19 protein-coding genes and 1 pseudogene are annotated in these 17669 nt (G+C 52.6%); 10 read left to right on the forward strand and 10 right to left on the reverse strand.

Annotated elements, in window-relative coordinates:
- Nucleotides 1-66: 66 nt before the first annotated feature.
- Complete coding sequence (gene sodB, locus A0129_RS02420; protein WP_291712095.1) at nt 67-648, reverse strand: superoxide dismutase [Fe]; 582 nt, start codon at nt 646-648, stop codon at nt 67-69.
- A gap of 76 nt (nt 649-724) precedes the next feature.
- Nucleotides 725-2092 carry an exodeoxyribonuclease VII large subunit gene (xseA, locus tag A0129_RS02425; protein WP_291712097.1) on the reverse strand — a complete coding sequence of 456 codons (1368 nt, stop codon included), beginning with the start codon at nt 2090-2092 and terminating at the stop codon, nt 725-727.
- 300 nt (nt 2093-2392) lie between these two features.
- On the opposite strand from xseA, the gene A0129_RS02430 reads away from it, so the two are divergent.
- From A0129_RS02430 to adk, 6 genes and pseudogenes are all read left to right on the forward strand, one after another.
- Entirely contained in the window at nt 2393-3007 is a 615-nt protein-coding gene (locus A0129_RS02430) for a MotA/TolQ/ExbB proton channel family protein (RefSeq protein ID WP_291712099.1), read from the forward strand.
- A gap of 11 nt (nt 3008-3018) precedes the next feature.
- On the forward strand, nt 3019-3447 hold the full coding sequence (locus A0129_RS02435; protein ID WP_291712101.1) for a biopolymer transporter ExbD: 429 nt from the start codon (nt 3019-3021) through the stop codon (nt 3445-3447).
- Nucleotides 3444-4514, forward strand: coding sequence for a tetraacyldisaccharide 4'-kinase (lpxK, locus tag A0129_RS02440; RefSeq protein ID WP_291712103.1), 1071 nt, complete (start codon nt 3444-3446; stop codon nt 4512-4514). The genes A0129_RS02435 and lpxK overlap by 4 nt, the downstream gene beginning before the upstream one ends.
- Complete coding sequence (locus tag A0129_RS02445) at nt 4495-4671, forward strand: Trm112 family protein (protein WP_291712105.1); 177 nt, start codon at nt 4495-4497, stop codon at nt 4669-4671. The genes lpxK and A0129_RS02445 overlap by 20 nt, the downstream gene beginning before the upstream one ends.
- A gap of 9 nt (nt 4672-4680) precedes the next feature.
- The gene (kdsB, locus tag A0129_RS02450) at nt 4681-5442 is read left to right on the forward strand and encodes a 3-deoxy-manno-octulosonate cytidylyltransferase (protein WP_291712107.1); all 762 of its coding nucleotides are present in this window, start codon (nt 4681-4683) and stop codon (nt 5440-5442) included.
- A gap of 173 nt (nt 5443-5615) precedes the next feature.
- Nucleotides 5616-6270: pseudogene (gene adk, locus A0129_RS02455) on the forward strand (adenylate kinase).
- A gap of 69 nt (nt 6271-6339) precedes the next feature.
- Here adk and murJ read toward each other — a convergent pair.
- On the reverse strand, nt 6340-7899 hold the full coding sequence (gene murJ / locus A0129_RS02460; protein ID WP_291712109.1) for a murein biosynthesis integral membrane protein MurJ: 1560 nt from the start codon (nt 7897-7899) through the stop codon (nt 6340-6342).
- Nucleotides 7900-7976: 77 nt separating this feature from the next.
- On the opposite strand from murJ, the gene rpsT reads away from it, so the two are divergent.
- Complete coding sequence (gene rpsT / locus A0129_RS02465; protein ID WP_105029612.1) at nt 7977-8243, forward strand: 30S ribosomal protein S20; 267 nt, start codon at nt 7977-7979, stop codon at nt 8241-8243.
- Nucleotides 8244-8488: 245 nt separating this feature from the next.
- On the opposite strand, the gene A0129_RS02470 is transcribed toward rpsT, so the two are convergent.
- From A0129_RS02470 to xseB, 5 genes are all read right to left on the reverse strand, one after another.
- A complete protein-coding gene (locus tag A0129_RS02470; protein WP_291712111.1) occupies nt 8489-8812 on the reverse strand; it encodes a DUF3579 domain-containing protein in 324 nt (107 codons plus the stop codon).
- 102 nt (nt 8813-8914) lie between these two features.
- Nucleotides 8915-9745, reverse strand: a complete 831-nt coding sequence (gene folE2 / locus A0129_RS02475) for a GTP cyclohydrolase FolE2 (RefSeq protein ID WP_291712113.1) — start codon at nt 9743-9745, stop codon at nt 8915-8917.
- Nucleotides 9746-9752: 7 nt separating this feature from the next.
- On the reverse strand, nt 9753-11675 hold the full coding sequence (gene dxs / locus A0129_RS02480) for a 1-deoxy-D-xylulose-5-phosphate synthase (protein ID WP_291712232.1): 1923 nt from the start codon (nt 11673-11675) through the stop codon (nt 9753-9755).
- Complete coding sequence (locus A0129_RS02485) at nt 11669-12571, reverse strand: polyprenyl synthetase family protein (protein WP_291712115.1); 903 nt, start codon at nt 12569-12571, stop codon at nt 11669-11671. Before A0129_RS02485 ends, dxs begins: the two co-directional genes overlap by 7 nt.
- A complete protein-coding gene (gene xseB / locus A0129_RS02490; RefSeq protein WP_291712117.1) occupies nt 12568-12828 on the reverse strand; it encodes an exodeoxyribonuclease VII small subunit in 261 nt (86 codons plus the stop codon). The genes A0129_RS02485 and xseB overlap by 4 nt, the downstream gene beginning before the upstream one ends.
- Before the next feature lie 174 nt (nt 12829-13002).
- Between xseB and A0129_RS02495 the strand changes: the two genes are divergently transcribed.
- The 3 genes from A0129_RS02495 to A0129_RS02505 all read left to right on the forward strand — a co-directional run bounded on the left by A0129_RS02495 (nt 13003) and on the right by A0129_RS02505 (nt 15944).
- On the forward strand, nt 13003-14148 hold the full coding sequence (locus tag A0129_RS02495; protein WP_291712119.1) for an aromatic ring-hydroxylating dioxygenase subunit alpha: 1146 nt from the start codon (nt 13003-13005) through the stop codon (nt 14146-14148).
- A gap of 105 nt (nt 14149-14253) precedes the next feature.
- Entirely contained in the window at nt 14254-15030 is a 777-nt protein-coding gene (locus tag A0129_RS02500; RefSeq protein ID WP_291712121.1) for a GntR family transcriptional regulator, read from the forward strand.
- 41 nt (nt 15031-15071) lie between these two features.
- The gene (locus A0129_RS02505) at nt 15072-15944 is read left to right on the forward strand and encodes a DMT family transporter (protein WP_291712122.1); all 873 of its coding nucleotides are present in this window, start codon (nt 15072-15074) and stop codon (nt 15942-15944) included.
- 1 nt (nt 15945) lies between these two features.
- Here the strand turns inward: A0129_RS02505 and A0129_RS02510 are convergent, their stop codons facing one another.
- Entirely contained in the window at nt 15946-16731 is a 786-nt protein-coding gene (locus tag A0129_RS02510) for a ZIP family metal transporter (protein ID WP_105029619.1), read from the reverse strand.
- A gap of 18 nt (nt 16732-16749) precedes the next feature.
- Entirely contained in the window at nt 16750-17667 is a 918-nt protein-coding gene (locus A0129_RS02515; protein WP_291712124.1) for a dienelactone hydrolase family protein, read from the reverse strand.
- Nucleotides 17668-17669 lie beyond the last annotated feature (2 nt).

The raw sequence follows: 17669 nt of genomic DNA on the forward strand, positions 1-17669 counted from the left end.
AAACAAACCCCTCCTCGCACTGTAGGCACAAGGAGGGGTTGGCATATTGAACTGGATTTCGGGGGATTAGCCTTCGAAGTTCTTCGACGCAAACTCCCAGTTCACCAAGTTCCAGAAAGTTTCAATGTACTTGGGGCGGGCATTGCGGTAGTCGATGTAGTACGCGTGTTCCCACAAATCGCAGGTCAGCAGAGGTTTGTCTTGCGTGGTCAAAGGTGTGGCGGCGTTGCTGGTGTTCACAATGTCCACTGAACCGTCGGCTCTTTTTACCAGCCATGTCCAGCTGGAACCAAAGTTACCAATTGCGCTTTTGGTAAAGGCTTCCTTGAACGCATCAAAGCTGCCAAATTTGGCATTGATGGCGTCGGCCAACTTGCCTGTGGGCGCACCACCACCGTTAGGGGACAGGCAGTGCCAGTAGAAGGTGTGGTTCCAGATCTGTGCTGCGTTGTTGAACACGCCACCGGTTGACTTCTTGACGATGTCTTCCAGGCTGGAGTTTTCAAACTCGGTGCCCTTTACCAGATTGTTCAGGTTGGTCACATAAGCAGCGTGGTGTTTGCCGTAGTGGTACTCCAGTGTTTCTTTGGAAATATGGGGAGCCAGCGCGTCCATCGCGTAGGGCAATTCGGGCAGTGTGTGTTGCATATCAGCATCCTCTCTCACTTCAATCAATACGAAAACTTCAGCTAAGGGCAAAACCCCGCATTTCAACCCTTTGATTCTATCTTGAATTTTTGACGTCCTCGGTCAACGGTCCGCGCAGCTCAGTTTTCTCGCGCACATTCACCAAAATTTCACCGTCCGACAGTGTGGCGCGCAACGCAGCGCCAGGTTCTACATCCATCACAGAGCGAATCACCGCATCACCGTGCTGTGGTTGCAGGAACGCATACCCACGTTCAAGGGTCCGTTGAGGGGAAACGGCCTCCACCACCGAGTCAAGACGATCCAGGCGTGAATCCAATACCGCGATTCCTCGCCGCTGCGCACCCATCAGCCTACTTTCAAGCGATTGAGCACCTCGATTGGCTGAAACCTGTACCGCATTCATCTCAAGCGAAATGGATTCCCACAAGGACTGAACTGAATTGGCTTCCCTCCGAAAACTGTGCTCAACAAGGCGCGGCAGGCGACTACTTGCGTTATTCAAACGTGACTCAAGCGCATGCAGATAAGCCGTGGGCGTCAGTAACCCGAGCTCAGCCCTGTCCACCCGCTGCACCAAGGTTTGCGCGCGATGGCGCAAAGCCTTGCGTAAACCCACATGCAATCCCTGGATTTCAGTCAGCAATTCACGAGTCGGCCGGCTAATCAATTCAGCTGCGGCAGTGGGCGTGGCGGCGCGAAGGTCCGCAGCAAACTCGGCCAAGGTCACATCAGTTTCGTGCCCAACACCCACCACGATCGGTGTTTTGCAGGCTGCCACTGCCCTTACCACGGCTTCCATGTTGAAACTCCACAAGTCCTCGAGGCTTCCTCCGCCACGGCAAAGGATGAGGGCCTCGTGGCCTGCTGAATCGGCCTTGCGAAGGGCCTCAATAATTTGTGCTGCGGCCTGTTCGCCCTGCACCGCGGTGTGGTAAACCGAGTACTCAACATGGGGCGCTCGCCTTGCCAAGGCCTGTTTTACATCAGCAAGTGCTGCGGCCTGCAGTGAAGTGATCACCCCGAGATTAAAAACCACCGAAGGCAGTGGGCGCTTGCGTGCAGACTCGAATAAACCCTCTTGAGTCAATTTGGTTTTCAGTTGCAGGTACTGTTCATGCAGATTGCCTTGCCCGGCCTTCTTCATGACATCAATAATCAATTGCAACTCGCCGCGCTGCTCATACATGGCCAATTGAGCAAGCACTTCAAGTTTGTCACCCACTGCCGGGAAAAAACCTGCAAGAACATTGCGTTGCCGGAACATGACCGCTTTCATCTGCGCAGACTCATCCTTCAGGGCCAAATACCAATGCCCGGACGAAGCCCGAGTAAAAGAGGCGACTTCACCATGAATCCGGATAGATCCAAATTCATGACGGAGATGATCATTTAAGTGCCTGGCGAGCTGGCTGATCGAGAAAACCGTTTTTAAGTCAATCATTTATAGACCAAATTGGCTAAAAAACCAGAACATTTCCACATGCGCTAACAAAAAGCTACTTTCTGTGCAACATGGCTGAAATACAAGAAAATAAATGCAAGTAACTGATTAAAAAAGAAAAACACAACAAAATACGATACACAAAAAGTTCATTTTTCTCACAAGAGACTGATTATTCGAAAATTTGGAGGGCTTTTCCCCAAAGTTATCCACAATGAACAAATATGTCGACTTTTGCGTAATTTGTGTAATGTTGGTTTTTTCGCTAGAGTCCCTGTCTTACTGAATAGGAGTCTACTTGTGTGGTCAATCATTTCTGCGGCGGGCTGGCCAATTTGGCCTTTGATTTTTGGCTCGGTGGTCGCATTGGCAATCGTGTTTGAGCGCGTTTGGGCTTTGCGTAAAAAGGATTTGATCCCGGAAAACCTGGTAAGCGATGTGTGCAAAACCCTACCCCAGTTCAAAGACCGGCAAAACATTGCCCGCCTGGAATCCCATAGCGCACTTGGAAGCTTGATGGCGGCCGGTTTATCAGCCTTCTACAGAAACGAAGATGTCGAAAGCGCCATGCAGGACAAATCCGTCGGCATTCAAAACACGCTTGAGAAACACCTTGACGTGTTGTCCATGATCGCCAGCGCCGCACCCTTAATGGGGCTATTGGGAACCGTCATCGGCATGATCGAGATTTTTGCAGTTCAAGGATCTGGCGCTCAAACTCCCGAAGCGATTGCCGCCGGTATCGCAGTAGCCCTGTACAACACCGCTTTTGGATTGATCGTTGCAATACCGGCCTTGGTCGCCTATCGACTGTTCCGCATCCGGATCAATAGCCTGCTCGAAGACATGGGAGACTCGGTAAAACCTTTTGAAGACCTGCTGAAGCAGCACGCCAATTCACGCAAGGCTGGCTAAGGAGCGGATCTTTGAGAATCAAGCGAACAACTGGCACAGAAGCACCGGACATCAACCTCATCCCGCTGATCGATGTGTTGCTGGTCATTGTGATTTTCCTGGTCGTCTCGACCACATTCATGCAGCCCAGCCAACTCGAAGTTGATTTGCCAGGCACCCAGAGCACCAAGGAAGACAGCGCGCCACCCGAAGCGCTTCGAATCCGCGTGGGTCGAGATGGAAACTATGCGCTCGGTGCACAAAGTGTGTTGACCGATGCCCAATTGCGCACCGAGCTGAGCAAGGTTTTGTCCGCCAAACCTGCGGACGAGGAACGCCGAGCCATTGTTGAAGCAGATGCGGCTGCTACCCATCAATCGGTGGTTACGGTAATGGACATGTTGGCCTCACTGGGTGTGGCCAAGGTATCAATTGCAACGGCAGGTGGCAAATCCCCATGAGCGCAAATGAACGCAAGGCCAGAGTTGAGTCTGCCTTGCTCAACATTTGGTACGCCGGGCATCAACCAGGGCTTTTCGTTGGTTTGATCCTGAGTTGGCTGGAATACACGTACAAAGCTTTGCGCTGGGCCACCCGGCAAAATTACAGATCGATTGCCGCAAGGAAAGCAAGCCATCCGCCAGTCTTGGTCGTCGGCAACCTGATTGCCGGAGGTGCTGGAAAAACACCCATCGTGATGGCAATTTGCCAATACATGGTCGCCCGCGGTGACAAGGTGGGTATTGTAAGCCGGGGCTATGGGCGATCCACAACCGCGCCAATATTGATTGATCCAACGAAAAACACACCTGCTGCGATTGAAGCGGGAGACGAGCCGCTTTTTCTGAGCCGTGAAACCGGTTGCCCGGTTGCTGTGTGCGCGGATCGAAATCAAGCAGTCAAACTTCTTTTGACCCACTTTCCGGATTTGAAGCTGATTGTGTCGGACGATGGCCTGCAACATCACAAACTTGCCCGGCAAATCGAGTGGGTTGTATTTGACCAGAGAGCCCACGGCAATGGCCGCTTGCTTCCTGCAGGTCCATTGCGCGAACCACTTTCCCGGCTTGGCACAGTGGATGCAGTACTGTGTTCCAACATCACTCCTCAAGCTCTGAGCGAAACATTGAATTGGCCGTATCAAGACAACTGGCATGCGATTCAGGTTGAACTCAAGGGCTTTCGGCAACTGAGCTCGGGTCATTTTCTGACTGTTGAGCAGGCCGCAGAACAGTGGAAACCCCTGAAATTACTGGCTTTTACCGGAATCGGCGATCCGGACAAACTGTTCCGCGCAATTCGATTAGCGGGTCTTCGCCTGGACGCAAGCCGTGGCCTTCCAGACCATTTCAACTACCCCGAAGACTTTTGCACACAGTTCGATCAACAGGTACTAATAACAAGCGGCAAAGATGCCGTAAAATTGAACCATTCAAACCCAAAAGTGTGGGTAGCTGAAATTAGTGTGAAACTACCCCCTGCCCTGACACAAGCCCTAGAGGATTGCATTGGACCCACAATTGATTGACATCTTGGTTTGCCCCATTTGCAAAGGGCCACTTGAAAAACGCCCTAGTGATGGCTTCTTGGTGTGCAAGGCAGACAAACTTGCTTTTCCTGTACGGGACGGAATCCCCATCATGCTTGTAGATCAGGCCGAACCTGTTTCAATTCCCAACAACTAAGCTCTCGCCATGTTCAAAGCCGTTATTCCGGCCCGCCACGCGTCAACCCGCCTGCCTGGCAAACCGCTTCTCGACATTGCAGGCAAGCCCATGGTCGTACGTGTGGCCGAACAGGCCCTGAAGTCAGGTGCTGACGAAGTGTTGGTGGCCACCGATCACCCTGAAATTGAGTGGGTCTGCAAAGCCCACAACCTGCAGGTTGTCATGACCCGTGGCGACTGGCCCACGGGCACCGATCGGATTGCCGAAGTTGTTCAAAGCAAAGGCTGGTCAGACGATACGGTTGTGGTGAATGTACAGGGCGACGAACCCTTGATTGACCCGGCCCTGATTGATTTAGTCGCCAACGCCTTGCTGGAGGATGCTCAAGATATTGCCACTTGCGGGCATGCGATTGACCACTGGGAGGAATTCAAGAATCCAAATGTGGTGAAAATCGCCATGCGGGAAGACGGCGAAGCACTTTACTTTTCACGCGCGCCTATTCCGTATCCTCGGGACACTTTTGCCACGGAATCCAGACCTGAAGGTTCGGAAGCAGGACCACTGGGCATTCGACACATTGGCCTGTACGCCTACCGAGCCCGTTTTCTCAAGATATACCAGACGTTGCCACCCGCCGGAATCGAAGTACTTGAATCACTTGAACAACTCAGGGCGCTGGCCAATGGCTTTCGTATAAAAGTGTGTATGATTCAGGATGCCCCGCTTCCCGGGGTAGACACCGCACAAGACCTTGAAAAAGTGAGGGCATTGTTCGGGTCTCGTTAAGGCTGAACGACCATGAAAAAATATTCGAGCCGGACTGTGGGTAAGTTTTCTGCAAGTTGGAGAACCCATAATCGCCAAGGCCTCGGATAAGAAAAAACGGCCAAAAATATCGCCTGTTGTAAACGACGCATCTTGTACAACAGGCCAGCAGATTTAAAACTCTTGAGGCGACTATGCGTTTAATTCTATTGGGAGCGCCCGGTGCTGGCAAAAGGCACACAGGCGACATTCATCAAGGAAAAATTTGGCATTCCCCAAATTTCTACCGGCGACATGCTGCGCGCAGCGGTTAAAGCCGGCACCCCCCTGGGTGTCGAGGCAAAAAAAGTCATGGACAGTGGCGGCCTGGTGTCCGACGAGATCATCATCAATCTGGTGAAAGAGCGTTTGAAAGAATCGGATTGCGCCAATGGCTATTTGTTCGACGGCTTTCCGCGCACAATTCCACAGGCCGAAGCCATGAAGGAAGCCGGCGTGAAGATTGATTTCGTGCTTGAAATCGACGTGCCTCACGAAGCGATCATTGACCGCATGAGCGGCCGCCGCACCCACCCTGCTTCGGGGCGTACCTATCACGTTAAATTCAACCCGCCGAAACAGGAAGGTATTGATGATGTGACGGGCGAGCCTTTGGTTCAGCGCGACGACGACAAAGAAGAAACAGTCAAGAAACGCTTGGACGTGTACGAAAAGCAAACGCGCCCCCTGGTTGATTATTATGGCCAATGGGCCGCAACCGGCGATGCCAACGCGCCACAGTATCGAAAAATTGCCGGTGTAGGCAGCGTCGATGAAATCAAGGCCCGTGCCTTTGACGCGTTAAAGTAATACCAAAGCCAAATGTAATAACCAGTTGCAGCACCTGCCCGGGTGCTGCTCCTTCCGTAAAAACCTCACTCAAACAACAGGCTTGCGAATCAGACGCCTCGGGTTCAGCCCCAGGGCGGCCAGCACTGCAAAGTAGATCACGCCACACACTCCGATTACCCCAAGCACCGCACCCACGCGCGCAAGCGGAGCCGAAGCCATCCCCAGCCAGTCAAATTGCTGGTTCATAAACCACAGGGCAAAACCCATGGCAACTGCCGCAGCCAACACCTTGATGAAATAGAGCCCCCAGCCACTGGAGGGCGTGTACAAACCGCGCCTGCGAAGCCCCCAATACAACACTGAGGCATTGAGAACAGCACCAACACTGATGCTCAATGGCAACCCTGCATGGCCCAGCCATGGTACGGTGATCAAATTCATCACTTGGGTGGCCAACACCACCACAATCCCTATCTTCACGGGCGTCCGGATGTCTTGTTTGGCATAAAAGCCAGGGGCCAGAATTTTGACCAAGACCAAGCCAGCCAAACCCAAGCTGTAAGCAACCACGGCTTGACTGGTCATGGCCACGTCGTTGGCATCAAAGCGTCCGTAGTGAAACAGCAGAGCCACCAAGGCATCCGAAAACAAGCCCATGCCCACAGCGGCCGGCAAAACAAGCACCACCGTCAAGCGCAAACCCCAATCCATCAAGCGTGAATATTCCTCGTGGCTTCGTGTTGCGGCGGCAGAAAGGGATGGCAGCAATACAGTGCCCAAAGCGACACCCAAGAGGGCAGTGGGAAATTCCATCAAGCGATCGCCATAAGAAATCCAGGAGACACTGCCCTGCTCAAGATGCGATGCAATGTTGGTATTGATGATCAGACTGATCTGCGCCACCGACACAGCCAACGTGGCTGGCACCATATTCTTCAGAACCCGACGAACACGCTCATCGCCCCAAGCTGCCTTAATGTCCCCAAGACCTGCAAAAGGATTGATCAGACAATCTGTGCGCGCCAGCCCATACCAAAGCACCGCCACCTGCAAAACACCTCCAACCATCACGGCAATTGCAAACGCTTTCACCGCTTGGTCAAAGTAAGGTGCAAGCAGCAAAGCGCCAGCAATAAAACTGATGTTCAACAGCACCGGCGCAAAGGCCGGCAATGCGAATGAGCGAAAAGTGTTCAGCAAGCCAGAGGCCAGTGCAACCATGGAGATCAGGAGAATGTATGGAAACATCCACTGCGTGAGCAACACTGTCAGCTCAAACTGCTCACTACCCCGATCAAGCCCACTGGCCATAGCCATCACCACCCAACTGCCGCCTACTACACCGGCCACGACAATTAGCAGCAAGACGAGAAACAGGAGAGAACTGACGCGCCGGGCCAAATCCACTGCAGCTGATTTGCCATCTGTAGCGTTGGTCTGGGACAAAATCGGAATAAAGGCCTGCGAAAAGGCACCTTCAGCAAATAATCTGCGCAAAAGATTGGGAATTCGAAAAGCGATAAAGAATGCGTCGGATTCAGCACCCGCCCCCAACAGGCGCGCGGTGATTGTCTCTCGGATCAGGCCAGTGATCCGGGAGAGCATGGTCATGGCGCTCACCGCTGCGGCCGATTTCAATAAATTCATATAGTGATTGTGAAAGGGCTAGTATTTTGTTAAAATTGCGGGTTTTCGAATTCTACACCCCTTGGAGCCTCAGCAATATGGCCAACTCAGCACAGGCGCGCAAGCGCGCAAAACAAGCCGCCAAAGCAAATGCGCACAATTCAGCCATTCGCTCAGCGATGAGAACCGCAGTGAAAAAAGTACGCGCTGCTGTTGAAGCGGGCGACAAAGCCGCTGCACAAGCAGTTTATCGCGAAACAACCAGCATTCTGGATCGCGTTGCAGACAAAGACCTGATCCACAAAAACAAAGCCTCACGCAACAAGTCTCGCTTGTCTGCGCTCGTAAAAGGCATGGCCGCCTAATAGGCCTAAACTAATAAGCCTTAACTAATAAGCCTTAACTAATAAGCCTTAACTAATAAGCCTTGACTTATAGACCTTGAATTACAGGCCTTGAATCAAGCCTCAATTTGGGACCCAACCCAAAGGCTTAAACCTTAAGGTTCTTTGTTCGCTCCACATAAAAAAGCCCCTTGATCGAAAGGGGCTTTTTGTGTTGACGAATTGTGACTCCAGACGTCTTTGAATGACGATCCCGGACCGGTTTACTATTCTGGATCGGGTAACAAGCACGCATCCAGAACCTGCAAATCGTTGTCACGTGCAAAGTTCAATACAAAAGTCATGGCCATGGGCTCAATATCGCGCAAGCGCTCATCAACCACGACGCACTTCACATTGTTCATCAAGATTGGCTTGGCATAGGGACTGTAAGCCAGGTGTTGTTGGCTCTGCTGGCGCCCAGGCGGGCGGTAACAAGACAACACGCCACAAAGACGCTCGGCCCAGTCTGAAGGACGAAAAGGCCGTCCTCCTGATGTGAGTCCGAGAATGAAAAATTCCTTGGGCTTGACCTTGGGTGGTTCAGCCATAACCGAATAGCTCCTGAGGTGTACTCGCACCCCGACATGTAATTTTGTGTGTATTGTCGGGGGTGATCCTTACAGCGTGCTGAAGAATCCGCGGGTAGTGACTTAGGCTCGATCGATGCGAGCGTAAGCTGAGTGGTTGTGAATGGACTCGAAGTTCTCGGCTTCTACGGTGTACTGACCCACCTGCGAGAACTTGTTCATGGCAATGGCCACATCCCGAACCAAATCTTCCACAAATTTGGGATTGTCGTAGGCACGCTCAGTCACATACTTTTCATCAGGGCGTTTGAGCAGACCATACAACTCGCAGGATGCCTGCTGCTCGATCGCAGAAATAAACTGGGCAATGTCCACATCGTCTTTCAACTGCACGCGCGCGGTGACGTGCGAACGCTGATTATGTGCACCATACTCAGAAATCTTCTTGGAACAGGGACACAAGCTGGTCACTGGAACAACCACCGTAAGGTAGATGTCTTGGCCTGTCGCAGTGGCCGAACCTTCGAGCGTCAACTGATAGTCCATCAGGCTTGAAACCCCGCTGATGGGGGCAACTTTGGAGAGGAAATAAGGCAGTTCCATCTTGATGCGACCTGAGGGCGCATCCAGACGCTGCAGCATTTCAACCAGCATGGCGCGGAAACCGCTGACTGTCAGCACAGTACCCTGTGCTTCCTCCAGCAAAGCGATGAAACGAGACATGTGCGTGCCTTTCTGATCAGCAGGCAGAAACACGGTCATTTCGAACTCGGCCACGGAGGGCATGGGCTTTTGGCCTTGAAGCTCAATCAGAACTGGGTATTTGACAGAACGAATGCCCACCGATTGGATTGCAATGTGGCGGGTGTCGATGGTGCTTTGGACATCGGGAATGGCCTGGTCGATTGGGTTAGTGGCCACGGCATTCTCCAAGCCTTTGTCACGTGTATTCATAACTTCCTCATGTGTTCGCGGCACGCCCTGCTACATGGCGTACCACATTGGTGTGGCGATCAAAGAGCTCGCCATAGTGCTGCTTGATGGACGTTTCTATGCCTTGGGCGTCCAGTCCAAGATTCTTGAGCAGGAGAGCGGGATCTCCGTGGTCGATGAATTCATCGGGCAAGCCGAGTTGCAACACTGCGTTATTAAATCCTTGGGCATGCAGGTGTTCAGTCACCGCCGAACCTGCGCCACCCATGATACAGCCCTCTTCAACAGTCACAAAGCTGTAGCGCTGCTCGGCAAACCGTTGTAACAATTCTGCATCAATTGGCTTGACCCAGCGCATGTCCACCACAGTGGCGCCGAGCGCCCGGCCAGCCTCAAGACTTGGTTCACACATGGAGCCAAATGCCAAAATTACAAGTTTGTGCTCAGATTCATCGGGCGAATACCGCACAATTGCCTTGCCAATTTCAACTGTATCCAACGATTCATCGGCCACCACACCCGGACCAACACCGCGTGGATAACGCACCGAAGCGCAACCAGGGTAGTGGTAGGCCGTGGTCAATAATTTGCGGCACTCATCCTCGTTGGAGGGTGCCGCAATCACCATATTGGGAATGCAACGCAGGTAAGCGATGTCGTAATTGCCTGCGTGGGTGGCACCGTCCGCGCCCACCAAACCGGCTCGATCCAACGCAAAAGTCACATCCAGATTCTGCAAGGCCACGTCGTGAATCAGTTGGTCGTATGCGCGCTGCAGGAATGTGGAGTAAATGGCCACGACGGGTTTCATGCCCTCGCAAGCCAGACCAGCAGCAAAAGTGACGGCGTGTTGCTCCGCAATACCGACATCAAAATAGCGTGACGGAAAACGACGCTCGAATTCAACCATGCCGGAACCCTCGCGCATGGCTGGGGTAATGCCCACCAGTTTGCGGTCGGATTGCGCCATGTCGCACAACCATTTTCCAAAAATCTGGGTGTAAGTGGGTGGCTTGGGTGAGTTCGATTTTTGAATACCAACACTGGGATCGAACTTGCCCGGGCCGTGGTACAGCACGGGGTCTTGCTCGGCCAGCTTGTAGCCTGCTCCCTTTTTGGTGATGACATGCAGGAAGATCGGACCTTTCATGGCACGCAGGTTTTGCAGGGTGGGCACAAGCGCGTCCAGATCGTGGCCATCAATGGGACCGTAGTAATTGAAGCCAAACTCCTCAAACAGAGTTGCCGGGCTCATCATGCCCTTGACATGCTCCTCAAGCCGGTGTGCCAGCTCGTACAAGGGTGGCGCCACACCCAGAATGCCCTTGCCCACTTCCTTTACATTGTTCAACATGCGACCGGACAACAACTTGGCCAAATACTTGTTCAGCGCGCCCACAGGGGGTGAAATTGACATGTCGTTGTCATTCAAAATCACCAGTAAGTCTATGTCTGGAGTCACGCCAGCATTATTCAGGGCCTCAAATGCCATGCCTGCGGTCATCGAGCCATCTCCGATTACGGCAATATGCTTGCGGTTCACACCCAAATTGCGTGATGCAACCGCCATGCCCAAGGCAGCAGAGATAGAGGTACTGGAATGCGCGGTACCAAAGGCGTCATATTCAGACTCTGAACGCTTGGGAAAACCTGAAATTCCGCCGTATTGGCGCAAGCCTGGCATCGCATCTCGCCGGCCAGTTAAAATTTTGTGTGGATAAGTTTGATGGCCTACATCCCACACCACACGATCATTCGGTGTATTGAATACATAGTGCAACGCAACAGTTAACTCGACCGTCCCGAGGTTGGATGACAAATGCCCGCCTGTTTTGGCCACTTGCTCCACGATGTAATTGCGCAACTCGTCCGCCAGCTTGGGTAGCTGGTTTTCAGACAGTCGCCGCAAGTCTGCGGGGCAATCAATTTTTTTCAGCAGATCGGTCATGATTTCCGGTTTGTAATGAGTTCTACAAGGATTTCCAGCGGGGCACGGCGAGGGACGGAAATAACTTCACAAGCTGAAAAAGCCTCCTCCCGTAGCTTGGCCAACAGCGCTTTGGCTTCACCCAAGCCCATCAAACTTACCATGGTAGGTTTGTTGTTCAGCGCGTCCTTGCCAGATGTTTTGCCCAGCACCTCACTGGTGGATTCCACATCTAATATGTCGTCAATTACCTGATATGCCAAGCCCAAACAATGGGCATAGGCCTCTAATCCACTCTTCTCAACGGCAGAAAGTGCTGGATTGCTGACATATCCCATTCGCACAGAGGCAGTGATCAAATCGCCGGTCTTGCGGGCATGCATCAGCTTCAATGACTGTAGATCCATCGGTTTGCCGACATGCGCAAGATCAATCGCCTGCCCGGCGGCCATGCCCTGCAAACCAGCAGCACTCGCCAAAGCGGTGATTTGATGCATGCGTACCTTCTCACTGCCTTGTTTCGATTGCGCAAGCCATTGGAAAGCTGCAGTTTGCAAGGCATCGCCCGCCAACAAAGCGAAAGCTTCACCAAACTTCACATGACAGGTTGGTTTGCCACGGCGCAGCACATCGTTGTCCATACAGGGCAAATCATCGTGAACCAAGGAGTAAGCGTGCATCGCCTCGATAGCACAGGCCGCATCGCTTAACTCGATAGCGGGTGTCTCCACTGCATGGCCTGCCGCAAACACCAGCATCGCGCGCAGGCGCTTGCCACCATCCAGAAGCGCATATTCAATGGCCGCATTCAGCTCGCTGGAGGGACCTTTGAACTGTTTTAACTTTTCAGCCAATGCCGCCTCAAAACCAGCACGGGTCTCATCAAACCAGTTCAATTGAATAGGCTGGGCTAGACTCACTGTGCACCTTCATCAGCGGGTTTGTTCAATGTTTGTTCAATCTCGGTGACTTCTTTGCGAACCTGGGTTAAACGATCCCTGCAGTATTTCACCAGGTAGGCTCCACGTTTGTAATCCGTCAGCAGTTGATCAAGGCCGAGATTCTGTGAGTCCATGGTGTTCACCAAAGCCTCAAGCTCGGCCACCGCCTCTTCGAAAGACGCTGGTACGGCCTGGGCATTGTCAACAGGTACTGTTTTTGGTTTGCTGGGGCTCATGGTGCTGCAGTGCGTGGTGCAAAGTCCTCCATTTTACTGCGAGTTTGCCCAAAGGCGAAAAGTCTTTGGCCGGAATGCAGACTAAAGGGTACAATCCCACTTTCTCTTTTTGTTCAACAGGTTAATTTGCATCAGTGTCGATCAGGGACACTGTTGGAGGAGGTCCCCGGGATCATGTCCGATTTGAGTGATTTGTCCAAGGTGTCACATGCCGTGACGCAATCAAGTTTGCAGCCTCATGTTTCATCGTATTTCGATGAACATGTTTTGAAGGATGAAATCCAACTACTCTATCGAGACGGACCGGGCTACGTCGGCCACACCCATTGGGTGCCCGAGCGCGGCGACTGGAGATCACTTCCCTGGGAAGGCGATGGTCGTATTTTGGTCAACAATGGCTCGGAAATCGAGCTTTTGTCCAACGTATGTCGCCATCGTCAAGCCATTATGCTTAAAGGCCACGGCAATTCCAGCAACATTGTCTGCCCTCTTCACCGCTGGACCTACGATTTGAAAGGCGAATTGCTGGGCGCACCCCACTTTGCCCAGCAGCCCTGCACCAAGCTGCAGTCCTATCCGTTGCAGAACTGGCGAGGCCTGCTGTTTAGTTCCGGACGCAATGTGCTTGAAGAGTTGAAAAACGTTCCATTCCTGCAAGAAATTAATTTTTCCGAATTCCAACTCGATTCGGTAAAAACCAATGTGCTGCCCTACAACTGGAAAACCTTCATCGAGGTCTATCTGGAGGATTATCACGTTGAGCCCTTCCACCCCGGCCTGGGTCAGTTTGTAAGCTGCTCGGATTTACAGTGGTATTACGGGGAAAACTGGAGCGTGCAATCAGTGGGCGTGAAGGCAGGCCTGCGTCGCCCAGGCACGCCGGTGTACCGACAATGGCATGAAGCCGTGAAGAAATTCAGCAATGGTGTAGAACCCAAGTATGGCGCAATCTGGTTCTGTATGTACCCCAACATCATGGTGGAATGGTACCCGCATGTGCTGGTGGTCTCCACGCTGCACCCCAAAGGCCCGCAAGAAACCCTAAACGTCGTCGAATTTTATTACCCTGAGGAAATTCGTCTGTTTGAACGGGAGTTTGTGGAGGCAGAACAGGCCGCCTACATGGAAACAGCCGTCGAAGACGACGAGATCGCCGAACGGATGGACGAAGGGCGCAGAGTGTTGATGGAGCGCGGGGAACATGACGCGGGCCCCTACCAAAGCCCGATGGAAGACGGAATGGCGCACTTTCACGCCTGGTACGGGGCTCAAATGAACCCCACTCACCAACAGTCCGGGAAACTGAAAAAAACCTTCTGACCTGTAAAACCACGCATCGTTAAAATCAATATCGCGATTTGTATTTTTGTTTAATCTTTTTCTGGTACATTGATTGGACAAAAATAAAACTCTGGATATATTTAAATGATGCGTGGCTCCAATTCTTTGGACGGGCCCGTTGTGCGTAGTGGCGGCCCCGCCTACCTGCAAATTAGTGAAGTTCTGAGCAATGAGATTTTCAGGCAAACCTGGAAAGTGGGTGAACCCTTGCCCAATGAAAAAAAGCTCTCCGACCGATTTCAGGTGTCAATCGGCACCATTCGCCGCGCAATTGAAGCACTCGAAAAGTCCGGGTTGGTCACAAAACTGCAAGGTATCGGCACATTCGTGACCGAGAAGGCCTTACCGTCGCCAGTCTACGATCGAGCCGATCCGTTCAAACTCAATGACCACTGGGCCACCGAGTATTCGGGCACCGAGGTCAAAACCGAGTTGATCAGCCTCGAAAGTATTGAAGCCGACGCGGAGGAATCGCGTGCCCTCGGGGTGGCTTTGGGCGATCCGATTTGGTTAATTGAAGTGCGGCATATGCTGCACACCCAGCTCATTGCCTACGAACAGCTTTGTCTCTCCAAGAAGGTTTTTCCGAAGTTGAGCATTGAAATGCTGCAAAAGTCGGCAGGCAACCTGTACCGATTGGCCTCCGAAGTTTTTCAAATGCGAATTGGACAGATGACCGATGAGGTGTCAGTGAAGTCCATGGAACCACGTATTGCGAGCCTGTTCAATAAAATTCCGGATGCGCCAAGCCTGCGGGTATTTCGGATTACCCATTCGATGGACAACACACCCCTCGAGAAACGGGAAGTGTGGCTTGACCCGAGCTTCGCTCATTACAAGGCCACGCCCGAATTGTCCTGAACATCAATCCAGGACATAAAGCCGGGCTACAATCTGTCCCCATGCAAGCACTCTGGATGTTAATGGCCTGCCTGTGTTTCGGCACCATGGGTCTGATGGTCAAACTCGCGGGCACCCACGCCAGCTTGGGTGAAATTGTTCTTTTTCGCGGTGCAGTGCCAGCCATTGCAATCACCGGTTGGGCTCTGCTTCAGGGCCTTAGCCTGAAAAGCCCGGTTGCCTGCCTGCATTTGAAACGAAATGTTGCAGGAATTATTGCCATGTGGTGCGGCTTTTATGCGACCACGCAACTGCCCCTGGCCACGGCGACCACACTGATGTACACCTCCCCCCTGTTCATTGCGCTGATCTTGTGGCTTTGGTATGGGCAATCTAGAAATCGCCTGGAGCAGTTCGCAATTGCAATCGGCTTTTCTGGTGTCATTGCGGTACTTCAACCCGTATTTTACGGCGATCAAATGCCCACCGCTTTGATAGGTTTGGGCGCAGGCGCAGTGTCTGCCGTGGCTTACATGCAGTTAAAGAGTCTTGGGCAGGCTCGCGAACCCGAGTGGCGAACCGTGCTTTACTTCGCTGGCACAGCCACTGTGACATCACTGGTGTACATCCTTGGCTTCGGGGAATTTGAAGTGTTCAAGGCACCCCATACCGATTGGACCTTGTTGTGGCTCGTCGCACTGGGGTTTTTTGGTGGTGCAGGCAACCTGGCGCTGACCCGCTCATTCGGGAGTGGGTCGACCTGGCTTTCTGCCGCGTTGCAATACTGCACAATTCTGGTGTCGACCTTCTTTGGAATTGTGGTGCTGGGGGACATCCCAACCAGCACAACCTGGTGGGGTGTTTTACTCATCATCACCTGCGGTGCGATGTCTTCTTATGCAACTCACTTGAGAAAACTGACCGGCGATCAGTAGTTCAATGGTGGTGATGAAGTATCTCGGCCAAAATCGCGATTAAAGCCACGCCAGACCCGATACACAGCAACTGCACAACACTTTCCTTGATTTTGACACGCTGCTGCATTTGCGGAATCAGGTCAGCCACCGCCACGTAAATAAAGCTGGCCGCCGCAAACACCAAGGCGTAAGGAAGCAAGGCTTGCAATTCCGTGAACAAGGTGTAACCCAAACCTGCACCCAACACAGCAGCCAGACCAGCAACCGACATCAGCTGCAAGGCTTTTTTGCGTGCAATACCTGCATTCACCAGCACCAGATAATCCCCGGTTTGTTGCGGAATTTCATGCAGCACCACACTCAGCGTGGTCACCAGACCCAACTCGAAGTCGACCAAAAATGCACTGGCCACCAGTAAACCATCGGCAAAGTTGTGAATGGAATCGCCCACCACAATCAGCAAACCACCACGGCGCGCCTCGCGTTTGTCGAAGCCGTGGTGATGATCGTGTCCATCGTGCTCGTGGTGATGGCTGTGGCGAAAAATTGAAAACTTCTCGAGCACAAAGAAAAACAACAAACCCGCCAGCAGCAAAGCAAACAAGTTGTGATGATCCATGCCCTTGTCCAGCGCTTCGGGCAACAAGTGCAAAAGCGAAGCACCCAGAAGCACACCGGCAGACACACTCACCATGGGCTCAAGCGAGCGGGCAATGTGTCGTGCCGTCAACAATGCAGATGCAAAAATGGCCAAGGCCGTGCCCAGGGCAGCGGCCAGGAGAACAAGCGGTAAACTGGATTGCACGATTGATTGGGTCCGAGATTAGATCAGGTTCTTGCCCCGCAAGAACTCAAGCGCCTGATTGTACGCCTGTTTGGCGGCAGTGGAATTGTAAGTCGGGCGATAATCGGCATGGAAACCATGCTGAGCCTTGTCAAATACGGTGATGCTGCTGGCTTTGGCAAACGGATTATTGTCAGCTGCGGCCAAGGCTTTTCTCATTTGCTCTACAGTGTCAAGCGGGATCGAACTGTCTTCTGAACCATACAAACCCAACACCGGGGCTTTCAACTGCGCGGCCACATCCACTGGATGCCGAGGCGTCAGTTCGGTTTTCGCCCCTACGAGACGACCATACCAAGCCACCCCGGCTTTAACGGCTGGCTGATGGGCCGCGTACAGCCAGGTAATTCGCCCACCCCAACAAAAGCCGGTTACCGCCAGTTTTTTTACATCCGCACCCTCGGTGCCTGCGAATTCCACGCACTTGTCCAGGTCGGCCATCACCTGTTTGTCGTCCATTTTTGCAATGACATTTTCCAGAATTGCAGCCACGGTGGCATATTGCCCCGGCTCGGAATGACGAAAGAAAATTTCAGGGGCCAGGGCATAGAAACCCGCTTGGGCAAAACGTCGGCACACGTCTTCCAGATAGGCGTGTACACCAAAAATCTCTGGCACCACCAAAATTACCGGTGCGTTCTTTTTACCCTTGGGGTAAGCGCGGTAAGCAAACATGTCATCGTCGCCCACATCCACAAACACGCGACCTTCTTCAAGACCATCGCTAGGTGTGGTAATGGCTTGGGCCAACACAGGCGATGCAGCTGCCGCAAACCCCCCGGCCGTAAAACCTTTCAGCAAAGTGCGACGGCTCATGGGCATCTTGCCGCCACCCGTCAGTGCTTTTAGATGTTCCTGATGTTCGTGGTTTGTGATGTGATTTTCGATATCGCTCATCC

This window comes from Limnobacter sp. CACIAM 66H1, assembly GCF_001601825.1.
In the GTDB taxonomy this organism is placed as follows: domain Bacteria; phylum Pseudomonadota; class Gammaproteobacteria; order Burkholderiales; family Burkholderiaceae_B; genus Limnobacter.

Excerpts from the sequence above, each read along its gene's own strand:
- sodB (WP_291712095.1), bottom strand. The coding sequence starts at position 648 with ATGCAACACACACTGCCCGAATTGCCCTACGCGATGGACGCGCTGGCT.
- xseA (WP_291712097.1), bottom strand. The coding sequence starts at position 2,092 with ATGATTGACTTAAAAACGGTTTTCTCGATCAGCCAGCTCGCCAGGCAC.
- lpxK (WP_291712103.1), top strand. The coding sequence starts at position 3,444 with ATGAGCGCAAATGAACGCAAGGCCAGAGTTGAGTCTGCCTTGCTCAAC.
- kdsB (WP_291712107.1), top strand. The coding sequence starts at position 4,681 with ATGTTCAAAGCCGTTATTCCGGCCCGCCACGCGTCAACCCGCCTGCCT.
- murJ (WP_291712109.1), bottom strand. The coding sequence starts at position 7,899 with ATGAATTTATTGAAATCGGCCGCAGCGGTGAGCGCCATGACCATGCTC.
- rpsT (WP_105029612.1), top strand. The coding sequence starts at position 7,977 with ATGGCCAACTCAGCACAGGCGCGCAAGCGCGCAAAACAAGCCGCCAAA.
- A0129_RS02470 (WP_291712111.1), bottom strand. The coding sequence starts at position 8,812 with ATGGCTGAACCACCCAAGGTCAAGCCCAAGGAATTTTTCATTCTCGGA.
- folE2 (WP_291712113.1), bottom strand. The coding sequence starts at position 9,745 with ATGAATACACGTGACAAAGGCTTGGAGAATGCCGTGGCCACTAACCCA.
- xseB (WP_291712117.1), bottom strand. The coding sequence starts at position 12,828 with ATGAGCCCCAGCAAACCAAAAACAGTACCTGTTGACAATGCCCAGGCC.
- A0129_RS02495 (WP_291712119.1), top strand. The coding sequence starts at position 13,003 with ATGTCCGATTTGAGTGATTTGTCCAAGGTGTCACATGCCGTGACGCAA.
- A0129_RS02500 (WP_291712121.1), top strand. The coding sequence starts at position 14,254 with ATGATGCGTGGCTCCAATTCTTTGGACGGGCCCGTTGTGCGTAGTGGC.
- A0129_RS02505 (WP_291712122.1), top strand. The coding sequence starts at position 15,072 with ATGCAAGCACTCTGGATGTTAATGGCCTGCCTGTGTTTCGGCACCATG.
- A0129_RS02515 (WP_291712124.1), bottom strand. The coding sequence starts at position 17,667 with ATGAGCGATATCGAAAATCACATCACAAACCACGAACATCAGGAACAT.